The organism is Staphylococcus nepalensis, assembly GCF_002442935.1.
Classification (GTDB): Bacteria; Bacillota; Bacilli; order Staphylococcales; family Staphylococcaceae; genus Staphylococcus; species Staphylococcus nepalensis.
This window is the reverse complement of sequence record NZ_CP017466.1, coordinates 1191941-1204148: the sequence shown is the minus strand read 5'-3', so window position 1 is coordinate 1204148 and position 12208 is coordinate 1191941. Positions and strand designations below refer to the sequence as shown.

7 protein-coding genes, 25 tRNA genes and 2 rRNA genes are annotated in these 12208 nt (G+C 39.5%); all 34 read right to left on the bottom strand.

Annotation, left to right across the window (positions count from 1 at the left end):
• Positions 1-25 precede the first annotated feature (25 nt).
• Entirely contained in the window at positions 26-208 is a 183-nt protein-coding gene (locus tag BJG89_RS05670; RefSeq protein WP_096808992.1) for an SAS053 family DNA gyrase inhibitor, read from the bottom strand.
• A gap of 23 nt (positions 209-231) precedes the next feature.
• Complete coding sequence (locus tag BJG89_RS05665) at positions 232-831, bottom strand: sugar phosphate isomerase family (RefSeq protein WP_096808990.1); 600 nt, start codon at positions 829-831, stop codon at positions 232-234.
• 182 nt (positions 832-1013) lie between these two features.
• Positions 1014-1484 (bottom strand): tRNA (uridine(34)/cytosine(34)/5-carboxymethylaminomethyluridine(34)-2'-O)-methyltransferase TrmL, encoded by a 471-nt coding sequence (gene trmL / locus BJG89_RS05660; RefSeq protein ID WP_096808988.1) that lies wholly within the window; start codon positions 1482-1484, stop codon positions 1014-1016.
• Between the two features lie 4 nt (positions 1485-1488).
• On the bottom strand, positions 1489-2616 hold the full coding sequence (gene queG, locus BJG89_RS05655; protein WP_096808986.1) for a tRNA epoxyqueuosine(34) reductase QueG: 1128 nt from the start codon (positions 2614-2616) through the stop codon (positions 1489-1491).
• A gap of 164 nt (positions 2617-2780) precedes the next feature.
• Positions 2781-3503 carry an amino acid ABC transporter ATP-binding protein gene (locus tag BJG89_RS05650; protein ID WP_096808984.1) on the bottom strand — a complete coding sequence of 241 codons (723 nt, stop codon included), beginning with the start codon at positions 3501-3503 and terminating at the stop codon, positions 2781-2783.
• On the bottom strand, positions 3496-4959 hold the full coding sequence (locus BJG89_RS05645) for an ABC transporter substrate-binding protein/permease (protein ID WP_096808982.1): 1464 nt from the start codon (positions 4957-4959) through the stop codon (positions 3496-3498). Before BJG89_RS05645 ends, BJG89_RS05650 begins: the two co-directional genes overlap by 8 nt.
• A 246-nt stretch (positions 4960-5205) precedes the next feature.
• A complete protein-coding gene (locus tag BJG89_RS05640; RefSeq protein WP_096808980.1) occupies positions 5206-6273 on the bottom strand; it encodes a PTS sugar transporter subunit IIC in 1068 nt (355 codons plus the stop codon).
• Positions 6274-6783: 510 nt separating this feature from the next.
• Positions 6784-6867 (bottom strand) — tRNA-Leu (locus BJG89_RS05635).
• Between the two features lie 42 nt (positions 6868-6909).
• Positions 6910-6984: transfer RNA gene (locus BJG89_RS05630), tRNA-Gly, on the bottom strand.
• Positions 6985-7001: 17 nt separating this feature from the next.
• Positions 7002-7076, bottom strand: a tRNA-Gly gene (locus tag BJG89_RS05625).
• A 7-nt stretch (positions 7077-7083) separates the two neighbouring features.
• A tRNA-Cys gene (locus BJG89_RS05620) sits at positions 7084-7157 on the bottom strand.
• An 8-nt stretch (positions 7158-7165) separates the two neighbouring features.
• Positions 7166-7237: transfer RNA gene (locus BJG89_RS05615), tRNA-Gln, on the bottom strand.
• Positions 7238-7248: 11 nt separating this feature from the next.
• Positions 7249-7321: transfer RNA gene (locus tag BJG89_RS05610), tRNA-His, on the bottom strand.
• 2 nt (positions 7322-7323) lie between these two features.
• Positions 7324-7397: transfer RNA gene (locus BJG89_RS05605), tRNA-Trp, on the bottom strand.
• Positions 7398-7408: 11 nt separating this feature from the next.
• Positions 7409-7492 (bottom strand) — tRNA-Tyr (locus BJG89_RS05600).
• Positions 7493-7499: 7 nt separating this feature from the next.
• Positions 7500-7575: transfer RNA gene (locus BJG89_RS05595), tRNA-Thr, on the bottom strand.
• Between the two features lie 10 nt (positions 7576-7585).
• Positions 7586-7658 (bottom strand) — tRNA-Phe (locus BJG89_RS05590).
• A 14-nt stretch (positions 7659-7672) separates the two neighbouring features.
• Positions 7673-7748 (bottom strand) — tRNA-Asp (locus BJG89_RS05585).
• A gap of 14 nt (positions 7749-7762) precedes the next feature.
• Positions 7763-7836, bottom strand: a tRNA-Met gene (locus BJG89_RS05580).
• A gap of 13 nt (positions 7837-7849) precedes the next feature.
• Positions 7850-7942: transfer RNA gene (locus BJG89_RS05575), tRNA-Ser, on the bottom strand.
• Positions 7943-7983: 41 nt separating this feature from the next.
• Positions 7984-8076, bottom strand: a tRNA-Ser gene (locus BJG89_RS05570).
• Between the two features lie 9 nt (positions 8077-8085).
• A tRNA-Ile gene (locus BJG89_RS05565) sits at positions 8086-8159 on the bottom strand.
• Positions 8160-8185: 26 nt separating this feature from the next.
• Positions 8186-8259: transfer RNA gene (locus BJG89_RS05560), tRNA-Met, on the bottom strand.
• A 26-nt stretch (positions 8260-8285) separates the two neighbouring features.
• A tRNA-Ala gene (locus tag BJG89_RS05555) sits at positions 8286-8361 on the bottom strand.
• 19 nt (positions 8362-8380) lie between these two features.
• A tRNA-Pro gene (locus tag BJG89_RS05550) sits at positions 8381-8454 on the bottom strand.
• 28 nt (positions 8455-8482) lie between these two features.
• A tRNA-Arg gene (locus tag BJG89_RS05545) sits at positions 8483-8556 on the bottom strand.
• A 12-nt stretch (positions 8557-8568) separates the two neighbouring features.
• Positions 8569-8657, bottom strand: a tRNA-Leu gene (locus BJG89_RS05540).
• A 7-nt stretch (positions 8658-8664) separates the two neighbouring features.
• Positions 8665-8739 (bottom strand) — tRNA-Gly (locus BJG89_RS05535).
• A 3-nt stretch (positions 8740-8742) separates the two neighbouring features.
• A tRNA-Leu gene (locus tag BJG89_RS05530) sits at positions 8743-8824 on the bottom strand.
• A 12-nt stretch (positions 8825-8836) separates the two neighbouring features.
• A tRNA-Lys gene (locus tag BJG89_RS05525) sits at positions 8837-8912 on the bottom strand.
• Positions 8913-8918: 6 nt separating this feature from the next.
• Positions 8919-8994, bottom strand: a tRNA-Thr gene (locus BJG89_RS05520).
• A gap of 10 nt (positions 8995-9004) precedes the next feature.
• Positions 9005-9080 (bottom strand) — tRNA-Val (locus BJG89_RS05515).
• Between the two features lie 11 nt (positions 9081-9091).
• A 5S ribosomal RNA gene (gene rrf, locus BJG89_RS05510) occupies positions 9092-9206 on the bottom strand.
• 78 nt (positions 9207-9284) lie between these two features.
• Positions 9285-12205, bottom strand: a 23S ribosomal RNA gene (locus BJG89_RS05505).
• Positions 12206-12208: the final 3 nt, after the last annotated feature.

Genomic DNA, 12208 nt, shown 5'->3' with positions numbered 1-12208 from the left:
AATAACCCAATTTTCAGATTAATCATTAATCATCTAAATCTGAACGCACGCTTGCATCATGTGCTTTATCTAGCTTATCTTCGTCGTTTTCTTCAGAAATTTGTTCCATTTCTTTACCTAACTCTACAACATCTTCAAAACCATCAACCATTTCATTTTCTACTTCAGTATCATGATTTAATTGGTTTTTAGTACTATCATTTCTCATTATACACACCTCACATTTTTATTTTATGCAAAACGTGCAGTGAAATAGTGACGAACATCTTCTGGCAGACCTTCTGCAGCTGCTTCATCCAAAATAACATTAACCATGCGATGCGCTTTTAAATCAGCGGGTTCAAATGAAGTCTTACCATTTTCTTCGTATAATTTATGAACAATATTTTTTTTCTCACTACCAGTAATGACCAATATAACTTCTCTTGCAGAAAACAGACCATGATTAATACTTACATTAAGTCGACTATTTGTATCAATAGAAAGTATTTGCGTAATCAATTTACCTTTATTTTCTTTAGTTTTAATCTTGTCACTTATAAATGATTCTGTGTCTTCGCCATAAGAAATACCGTAAATTTGGCCTTCTGGTACACCTAATGCTTCAAAATATGACTTATTACTGTCATAGTCTAATATATTAATTTGACTAAAATCTACAGCATTATTATCTATATTTTTCTTTAGTTCATCTAATACTGGTGCATTATCATTAGAAAGGTGCACACCAGCAATAGTTGTTGGATTATTGTTAAATTGTTTTCTTAAAATATCAGCAGCATATTCTGCTACGATTCTTTCATTTTCTAAAACTTTAAAGTTCATTGCCATAGTAATTACACTCCTCTTTTTCTTTTAACACGCGTTCTAGCATTATTTATAATAATACCCCTGAAGCAATTCTCATAAACTATATAACTTTTAAAAAACCAACCAAAATTTCAAAGCTTGACTATAAGTCTTACCATTATTATACAAATGTTTAGCTAGATTTTCATTGATTAATATGTAATTTAATATAAGCTAGGAAAATTTTGTTGTCTCAAAGCTTCGTATATAAGCAAAGAAGCTGTATTAGAGAGATTTAATGACCTAATATTATCGTTCATCGGGATTCTTAGCGCTGTGTCTTGATATTTATCTTTCACCCAATCTGGTAACCCCGTTGTTTCTCTACCGAAGATAAAATAGTGATCTTGTGCTTCATTAGTAAAGTCAAAATCAGAATATGTTTTTTTACCAAACTTCGTCAATAGATAATAATTACCATTTGTTGTTGCAAAAAATTCTTCTATATTTTCATAATAATTGATATTTACAGAATTCCAATAATCTAGGCCTGCTCTCTTCAACATTTTATCATCTGTACTAAATCCTAATGGTTTTATTAGATGTAAATGTGTATATGTGCCAGCGCATGTTCTGGCAATACTTCCTGTATTGCCAGGGATTTGTGGTTGAAATAATACGATGTGGTTCGTCATTCTTTTATTCTCTCCTCATATCTAGCCCTTTTAACATCTCGTGTTGGACTTCTTCTAATTCATTATCATAGTGTGCATCTATAAAAGGTCTTGCAACTTCTCCTTGAATTTGTCCAATAGCCCAATAAGCTGTTCCTCTAATCATCGGCCTAGGATCATTCAAAGCCACTTCCTGTAATTCAGGTATAGCTGTTTCTTCTTTAAAGTGCGCTAACGCCAATATTGCATTTCTTTGAATTGGTTTTTTACCTCTCCAAGCCCCAGCCAAATGGCCATAAGTATTTTTAAATTCTTTATTACTCATTTGTAATAATGGCACTAATCTTGGTTTTAAAACCTCAGGTTCTAAAACAATATCATCATGTTGGGTATTAATTCCACGGTTTCTTGGACAAACTTGTTGGCAGGTATCGCACCCATAAAGACGATTACCAATTTTATATCGGTATTCATCGGCTAAGTAACCTTTTGTTTGAGTTAAAAAACTAATACACTTTTGACTATTTAACTGTCCATCACCAACAAGTGCTCCAGTAGGACAACGGTCCACACATATAGTACAATCACCACAACTATCGATAAGTGGGTCATCTGGCGGGAAAGGAACACTTACTAACATTTCACCTAAATATGTCCATGTACCAAGATCTGGATTTATAACAAAACCGTTTCTCCCTACGTAACCTAATCCTGCGCGTTCAGCAACAGCGCGGTCAGACAATACTCCTGTATCAACCATAGATTTTATTTCTACATTAGGTACTCTAGCTTCTAAATATTCAGCCAATTGGTCCAAACGTTTTCTCATGATTGTATGATAATCTTGACCCCATGAAGCCCTCGCAAACATGCCTCTTCTATCTCCACGTACACTCCTAGGTGCACCTTTCAATTTATTAGGATAACCAACAGCAATAGCAATAATTGATCTTGCCGTTGGTAACGATAATTTGGGTTCAGTTCGTAAACCAATATCTGATTCTTCAAAGCCTGATGCGTAACCCTTTGCATGATAATCCACTAATTTTTGCTTTAATTCATCAAATGGATCAGCAGTTGTAAAGCCTATACTATCAATTCCAATTGAATGGGCATAGTCTATGACATCTTGTTTCAATTGATCTATATTCATTTAATACACCCCACCTTAAAAACATACATTCTATAGTTTAACACATTCAGTGTTATTAAGAGAATTCACTGAAACAAATTTCAAATTTTTATTAAAAAAACAAGCTGATTTAAATGAATTGTAGTGTACTACGTTCATAATCAACTTGCTTAAATACAATATATTTACAAGACACGTGCTAAGAAATTTTTGGTTCTATCGTGCTTGGGTTGTTCAAAAATATCTTGTGGCTTACCAGCTTCTACGATTACACCATCAGCCATGAAAACGACTTTATCACTTACATCTTTAGCAAAATTCATTTCATGTGTTACTACCGCCATAGTCATGCCTTCTTTTGCTAAATCTTTCATTACTTTTAATACATCACCGACCACTTCTGGGTCAAGTGCTGACGTAGGTTCATCAAATAGTAAAACTTCTGGATTCATCGCAAGCGCCCTTGCAATTGCCACTCTTTGCTTTTGTCCTCCAGATAGTTGTGACGGATAAGCATCAGCTTTATCTTCTAAGCCTACTTTTTTTAATAAAATATTCGCTTCTTTTCTTAATTTACTTTGACTACCTTTTTTCAATAAACTAGGTGCTAGCATAATGTTATCAATTACTTTTTTATGAGGAAACAAATTAAAGTTCTGAAAAACCATTCCCATTTGTTGTCTTAAGGTTTCTAATTTTGTTTTTTCATTTGTTAAATGATTATCTTTAAATATTACTTCACCACTTGAAGGTGTTTCTAATAAATTCATACAACGCAAAAGTGTACTTTTACCACTTCCAGACGGGCCAATAATTGCAACAACTTCTCCCTTTTCCACTTTCAAATCTATGCCTTTTAATACTTCATTCTTCCCAAATGCTTTATATAAATTTTTAATATTAATCACTAACTTTCAATCTCCCTTCGAAGAAATTCATCACTCTTGATAAAGTAAATGTAAGTATAAAGTATAATACTGCAGCTACAATAAGTGGAGTGAATGGATCAAATGAAGCACCTTGCACAACTTGTGCATTAAACATAATTTCACTAACGCCTATTACAGATACAATTGAAGATTCTTTAATTACAGTCACAAATTCATTACCTAAAGCTGGTAATATATTTTTCACAGCTTGTGGTAAAATAACTGATTTCATCGTTTGACCATAAGTTAGTCCTAAGCTTCTAGCTGCTTCAGTTTGCCCTTTATCAACTGCATTGATCCCTGCTCTTATTATTTCAGCAATATAAGCTGAACAGTTTATAACGAGCGCTATCATACCACATATTAAAGCAGATATATCTAACCCGAGTACTGCTGTAGTACCAAAATAAACTAGGAAGACTTGTACTAATAATGGTGTACCTCTTAAAAATTCAATGTACGCCGATGAAATCCATCTTAATATTTTAATTTTACTTAATTTCAATAATGCGATAAACGCTCCAAATACAGCACCTAGAACTACACCTACTATCGAAATTAGGATTGTATTTTTAATACCTTTCAAGAAAAAATTACCATATTTCGTAAAGAAGTTACCTTCATCTTTTTGCATAGCTTCAGCAGCTGAATCTTTATAATCGTCTAATAAATTTTTATCTTTTACATCTTTGATAGAACTATTTAATTTATCCATTAAGACTGGAGAATTTTTGGGTAGCGCAATTGCTGTATTTTTTCTCCCTTCTTCAAATTTAACATCATCTGCAAATGTTAAATCTTTATTTTGTTTTAAACAAGCTTCTGCTACAGGTCCTTCAATAACCATTCCATTTACTTTACCGCTTTTTAATGACATGATAACTTCAGGAACTCTAGTTAATGATTGAATTTGTGCATTTTCAATTTCGTTTTGTGCTATTTTTTCTTGTTGTGTTTGTTTTTGGACACCGATTTTTTTATTAGCAAAATCACTTATCGTTTTAAAACGATCAGCTTCTGATTTTTTAATAATCATTTTTTGATCTACCGTCATATAAGCATTAGAAAAATCAACTTCTTTTAACCGCTCTGGTGTAGGTGTCATACCTGATATAATAATGTCAATTTTTCCTGTCTTAATAGCACCTAACAAACTATCAAATTGCATATTTACAATTTTCAATTTTAAGTTATTATCTTTCGCAATTTTTTTGGCAATATCAATATCAATACCAGCATATTTTGTTTCGCCGTTTACATTATGCTCAAATTCATACGGTGCATAATCAGCTGATAACCCGACACGTAATTCACCGCGTTCTTTAATCTTTTCCCATTGGTCGTTTGCTTCAGCATTTATTTCAGGATTTATGTAAATAATTAATGTACTTATAAGTAAAGAAAATATAATAAGCACTTTCAGTAGTTGTTTCATCTAGTGATCTCCTTTCCATAACATTAATTATTATACATAATTACGTAAAAATATTCAATACATTATTTCATTCCTTCCATATAAAGTTATAATCCAAATGATTAACCTCTAATATATGCATAAATATTGCATATTAAAAATGTGAGTCACCGAATATATCAATTCGATGACTCACACTACTATTTATAAACACTAATCAAAACACTCGTATATTAACTTTCACGCTTTATGATTTTCACTCTTAACTTATTGTTTAAGTATTTCAAACTTATATATTTCATCTGTATATTTACGAATCATTTTTTTGCATATTTCATGTACAAAAAATGCAGCAACAAATGGAATTATAAAATAACCAAACACTAATAATATAATATTCATCGTTGGATCTCCATCCATACGGTTAAAAGCATTGATTGGTCCAACTAAACCAGTATAACCAAAACCAGCAGACATTGGCGTACCTTTAATTCCAATAAAATAAGCAATGAATCCTCCGATGACACCATTAATGGCTAATGGTATTGCAATAATTAGATGTTTGAAATATACAGGAATCATCATTTTAGCTGCTCCAATAATTAATACTAAGTTCACACCTGCGCCATTCACTCTAATTGAACCAAATAAGAATGTCACACATGCTGCTACGATACCCATATTTGCTGCTCCGCTACCTAAACCTGATAAGCTTATTGCTGTTGCTATGGCAACGACAGATATTGGTGTAACCATCAATAAAGCATATGTAACACATATTAAAATTGACATTATTAATGGATTAAATTCTGTAAAAGCACTGACAATATGACCAATCCCTTTAGTGACATTGGAAACATAGTCTAACGTAAATAACCCTATAACGCCACTTATAACTGGTATAATAACAGGAAGTAAAATCATTTCAAGAGAACCCAATTTATTTTGTAACAATAAATACAATGAGCAGGCAATAATAACAACTAAAATAGTATTTATAATATCTCCTATCCCGTTGAGTGTGAACCCCTCCGTTGTCATTTTCACTGCTCCACTGCCCAACATTGCAGAAACACCAATCATAGTCGCACCAGCGCCATTAAATTTAAATTGATGCGCTGCTAAAACACCTATAATAAATGCCATAAATGATTGTATTAAAACAACCAATTGATATATCATTTCTAATAGTTGATTTCCTTCCTTAAAAAACTTTAATAATTCACCTAAAAGTGCATTAGGTATTAACGCTATGACTACCCCAGCACCAACAGCTTGCAAAATATTACCAATAAAAGCTTTTCCTGTAGGCTTAATTGTCTTTGATTGTACCATTTATGTATCCTCCATATATAACATTAGACTAATAATATTATATTTCAGACAAAACTACAATATAAACTACAAATAATATCCACTAACACCCACATCAGAAATTAAAATAACTTAAACATGAATCAAATTAGCTAAAAAAAATACCGGGATGCCACTTTATAAAATATATAGCTAACAATAGCAAATGTTACATCATCACAATCTTGAAGCTATATATAATACGAAGAAATACCTCGTTTTTATAATATACTTACGGTGAGTAGTTAAATAACAAAAAATAATAAATTATAGTTTAATAAGCTTTCAATATAAATATTTAATTAGCTATGAGTATAATAAAATGTTGGAATAAATGAGTATTACGAAGTATAAAAACCACGTTAAAAACTTTAACCTTCACCAAAAGCATAATTATTAAGAGAAACCAGTTCATGTTAAATTTAAACAATTTGAAGTAAAAAAAGAACCCTAGTATAACTAGGGTTCAAAATATTTATTTAAATATCAGTATACCAGCGGTCGGGATCGAACCGACACTCCAAAAAAGGAACGGGATTTTGAGTCCCGCGCGTCTGCCAATTCCGCCACGCTGGCTCAATATTATAGACAAAAAACTTCCAAACACGGAAGTGAAAATGGAGCGGAAGATAGGACTTGCACCTATATCTCATTCCGGGAAGGAATGTATTCTAAGAGTTGAACTACTCCCGCAAGAATATTAAATTAAATGGAGCGGAAGATAGGACTTGCACCTATATCTCATTCCGGGAAGGAATGTGTTCTAAGAGTTGAACTACTCCCGCATATTCATGGAGGCGGCAACCGGATTTGAACCGGTGATAAAGGTTTTGCAGACCTCTGCCTTACCACTTGGCTATGCCGCCAATAGAAACTGGGCTAGCTGGATTCGAACCAACGAATGACGGAGTCAAAGTCCGTTGCCTTACCGCTTGGCTATAGCCCATTAATAATAAGGGCGGTTGATGGGAATCGAACCCACGCGTGTCGGAACCACAATCCGATGCGTTAACCACTTCGCCACAACCGCCATGGCAGGGGTAGTAGGAATCGAACCCACATCGAAGGTTTTGGAGACCTTTATTCTACCGTTGAACTATACCCCTATTAAATTACATGGTGGAGGGGGGCAGATTCGAACTGCCGAACCCGAAGGAGCGGATTTACAGTCCGCCGCGTTTAGCCACTTCGCTACCCCTCCATAAAGATGGTGCCGGCCAGAGGACTTGAACCCCCAACCTACTGATTACAAGTCAGTTGCTCTACCAGTTGAGCTAGGCCGGCTTGTATAAAATGGTTCAGGACAGAATCGAACTGCCGACACATGGAGCTTCAATCCATTGCTCTACCAACTGAGCTACTGAACCATAATAAATATTAATGGCGGTCTCGACGGGAATCGAACCCGCGATCTCCTGCGTGACAGGCAGGCGTGTTAACCGCTACACTACGAGACCATTTTAAATGTAAATTGCGGGAGGCGGATTCGAACCACCGACCTTCGGGTTATGAGCCCGACGAGCTACCGAACTGCTCCATCCCGCGATAATGATATTAATGGCGGAGGAAGAGGGATTCGAACCCCCGCGAGCCGTTAAGCTCCTGTCGGTTTTCAAGACCGATCCCTTCAGCCGAACTTGGGTATTCCTCCAAAAATATGCGTAAATTAAACTTATTAAATTGTTATAAAAATGGCGGAGGAAGAGGGATTCGAACCCCCGCGGGCCGTTAAGCCCCTGTCGGTTTTCAAGACCGATCCCTTCAGCCGGACTTGGGTATTCCTCCAAAATTATATGGACCTTGCAGGATTCGAACCTGCGACCGAACGGTTATGAGCCGTTAGCTCTGACCAACTGAGCTAAAGGTCCTAAGTATAATTTACAACTAATAATAGTGGCGGTGGAGGGAATCGAACCCACGACCTCACGGGTATGAACCGTACGCTCTAGCCAGCTGAGCTACACCGCCGTTGTAATTTAGTTTGTATTAATATATGGTGGAGACTAGCGGGATCGAACCGCTGACCTCCTGCGTGCAAAGCAGGCGCTCTCCCAGCTGAGCTAAGCCCCCATGTTAAATTTAGTAAGTATCGGGAAGACAGGATTCGAACCTACGACCCCTTGGTCCCAAACCAAGTGCTCTACCAAGCTGAGCTACTTCCCGTTTTCATAGGATGAAGTATTCCAAATTACGCGCCCGATAGGAGTCGAACCCATAACCTCTTGATCCGTAGTCAAGCACTCTATCCAGTTGAGCTACGGGCGCTTAATTAAAACATGGTGCCGAGGACCGGAATCGAACCGGTACGATGATCTCTCATCGCAGGATTTTAAGTCCTGTGCGTCTGCCAGTTCCGCCACCCCGGCAATATAATGGAGCAGAAGACGGGATTCGAACCCGCGACCCCGACCTTGGCAAGGTCGTATTCTACCGCTGAACTACTTCTGCATATGCGGGTGAAGGGAGTCGAACCCCCACGCCGTAAGGCGCTAGATCCTAAGTCTAGTGCGTCTGCCAATTCCGCCACACCCGCGTTATTCTTGAATGGTGAGCCATAGTGGTCTCGAACCACTGACCCTCTGATTAAAAGTCAGATGCTCTACCAACTGAGCTAATGGCTCTAAAGATGGTGCCGGCCAGAGGACTTGAACCCCCAACCTACTGATTACAAGTCAGTTGCTCTACCAGTTGAGCTAGGCCGGCTTATTTGAAATGGTGGAGGATGACGGGTTCGAACCGCCGACCCCCTGCTTGTAAGGCAGATGCTCTCCCAGCTGAGCTAATCCTCCATTAAATAATTGCCTGGCAACGTCCTACTCTTGCGGAACGTAAGTCCGACTACCATCGGCGCTAAGGAGCTTAACTTCTGTGTTCGGCATGGGAACAGGTGTGACCTCCTTGCTATAGTCACCAGACAAGTTGATGTATAAATCATTATACATTCAAAACTAGATAGTAAGTAAATTTTAGTTCTACAAACAAAACATTTAAATTTGATTAAGTCTTCGATCGATTAGTATTCGTCAGCTCCACATATCGCTATGCTTCCACCTCGAACCTATTAACCTCATCATCTTTGAGGGATCTTATAACCGAAGTTGGGAAATCTCATCTTGAGGGGGGCTTCATGCTTAGATGCTTTCAGCACTTATCCCGTCCATACATAGCTACCCAGCGATGCCGTTGGCACGACAACTGGTACACCAGAGGTATGTCCATCCCGGTCCTCTCGTACTAAGGACAGCTCCTCTCAAATTTCCTACGCCCACGACGGATAGGGACCGAACTGTCTCACGACGTTCTGAACCCAGCTCGCGTACCGCTTTAATGGGCGAACAGCCCAACCCTTGGGACCGACTACAGCCCCAGGATGCGATGAGCCGACATCGAGGTGCCAAACCTCCCCGTCGATGTGAACTCTTGGGGGAGATAAGCCTGTTATCCCCGGGGTAGCTTTTATCCGTTGAGCGATGGCCCTTCCATGCGGAACCACCGGATCACTAAGTCCGTCTTTCGACCCTGCTCGACCTGTAAGTCTCGCAGTCAAGCTTCCTTGTGCCTTTACACTCTATGAATGATTTCCAACCATTCTGAGGAAACCTTTGAGCGCCTCCGTTACTCTTTAGGAGGCGACCGCCCCAGTCAAACTGTCCATCTGACACTGTCTCCCACCATGATAAATGGTGCGGGTTAGAAATCCAATACAGCGAGGGTAGTATCCCACCAGCGCCTCCACGTAAGCTAGCGCTCACGTATCTAAGGCTCCTACCTATCCTGTACAAGCTGTACCGAATTTCAATATCAGACTACAGTAAAGCTCCACGGGGTCTTTCCGTCCTGTCGCGGGTAACCTGCATCTTCACAGGTACTATGATTTCACCGAGTCTCTCGTTGAGACAGTGCCCAAATCGTTACGCCTTTCGTGCGGGTCGGAACTTACCCGACAAGGAATTTCGCTACCTTAGGACCGTTATAGTTACGGCCGCCGTTTACTGGGGCTTCGATTCGTAGCTTCGCAGAAGCTAACCACTCCTCTTAACCTTCCAGCACCGGGCAGGCGTCAGCCCCTATACATCACCTTACGGTTTAGCAGAGACCTGTGTTTTTGATAAACAGTCGCTTGGGCCTATTCACTGCGGCTCTCCTGGGCGTTAACCCTAAAGAGCACCCCTTCTCCCGAAGTTACGGGGTCATTTTGCCGAGTTCCTTAACGAGAGTTCGCTCGCTCACCTTAGAATTCTCATCTTGACTACCTGTGTCGGTTTGCGGTACGGGCACCATAAATCTAGCTAGAGGCTTTTCTCGGCAGTGTGAAATCAACGACTCGAGGAAACAATTTCCTCTCCCCATCACAGCTTGACCTTAAGAGTGCCGGATTTGCCTAACACTCAGTCTTACTGCTTGGACGTACAATCCAATCGTACGCTTCGCCTATCCTACTGCGTCCCCCCATCGCTTAAAACGAATTATGGTGGTACAGGAATATCAACCTGTTATCCATCGCCTACGCCTATCGGCCTCAGCTTAGGACCCGACTAACCCAGAGCGGACGAGCCTTCCTCTGGAAACCTTAGTCAATCGGTGGACGGGATTCTCACCCGTCTTTCGCTACTCACACCGGCATTCTCACTTCTAAGCGCTCCACATGTCCTTGCGATCATGCTTCAACGCCCTTAGAACGCTCTCCTACCATTGTCCTACGGACAATCCACAGCTTCGGTAATATGTTTAGCCCCGGTACATTTTCGGCGCAGTGTCACTCGACTAGTGAGCTATTACGCACTCTTTAAATGATGGCTGCTTCTAAGCCAACATACTAGTTGTCTGGGCAACGCCACATCCTTTTCCACTTAACATATATTTTGGGACCTTAGCTGGTGGTCTGGGCTGTTTCCCTTTCGAACACGGACCTTATCACCCGCGTTCTGACTCCCAAGTTAAATTGATTGGCATTCGGAGTTTGTCTGAATTCGGTAACCCGAGAAGGGCCCCTCGTCCAAACAGTGCTCTACCTCCAATAATCATCACTTGAGGCTAGCCCTAAAGCTATTTCGGAGAGAACCAGCTATCTCCAGGTTCGATTGGAATTTCTCCGCTACCCTCAACTCATCCGCTCACTTTTCAACGTAAGTCGGTTCGGTCCTCCATTCAGTGTTACCTGAACTTCAACCTGGTCAAGGGTAGATCACCTGGTTTCGGGTCTACGACCAAATACTCAACGCCCTATTCAGACTCGCTTTCGCTACGGCTCCACATTCACTGCTTAACCTTGCATCAAATCGTAACTCGCCGGTTCATTCTACAAAAGGCACGCCATCACCCATTAACGGGCTCTGACTACTTGTAAGCACACGGTTTCAAGTTCTATTTCACTCCCCTTCCGGGGTACTTTTCACCTTTCCCTCACGGTACTGGTTCACTATCGGTCACTAGAGAGTATTTAGCCTTGGGAGATGGTCCTCCCGGATTCCGACGGAATTTCTCGTGTTCCGTCGTACTCAGGATCCACTCAAGAGAGAACAGATTTTCGACTACAGGATTATTACCTTCTTTGATTCATCTTTCCAGATCATTCGTCTAATCTATTCCTTTGTAACTCCGTATAGAGTGTCCTACAACCCCAACAAGCAAGCTCGTTGGTTTGGGCTATTCCCGTTTCGCTCGCCGCTACTCAGGGAATCGAATTTTCTTTCTCTTCCTGCGGGTACTAAGATGTTTCAGTTCTCCGCGTCTACCTTCGATACGCTATGTATTTACGCATCGATAATACGACATAACTCGTATTGGGTTCCCCCATTCGGAAATCTTTGGATCACAGCTTACTTACAGCTCCCCAAAGCATATCGTCGTTAGTAACGTCCTTCATCGGCTTCTAGTGCCAAGGCATTCACCGTGCGCCCTTAATAACTTAATCTAT

Excerpts from the sequence above, each read along its gene's own strand:
- BJG89_RS05670 (WP_096808992.1), bottom strand. The coding sequence starts at position 208 with ATGAGAAATGATAGTACTAAAAACCAATTAAATCATGATACTGAAGTA.
- BJG89_RS05645 (WP_096808982.1), bottom strand. The coding sequence starts at position 4,959 with ATGAAACAACTACTGAAAGTGCTTATTATATTTTCTTTACTTATAAGT.
- BJG89_RS05640 (WP_096808980.1), bottom strand. The coding sequence starts at position 6,273 with ATGGTACAATCAAAGACAATTAAGCCTACAGGAAAAGCTTTTATTGGT.
- queG (WP_096808986.1), bottom strand. The coding sequence starts at position 2,616 with ATGAATATAGATCAATTGAAACAAGATGTCATAGACTATGCCCATTCA.
- trmL (WP_096808988.1), bottom strand. The coding sequence starts at position 1,484 with ATGACGAACCACATCGTATTATTTCAACCACAAATCCCTGGCAATACA.
- BJG89_RS05665 (WP_096808990.1), bottom strand. The coding sequence starts at position 831 with ATGGCAATGAACTTTAAAGTTTTAGAAAATGAAAGAATCGTAGCAGAA.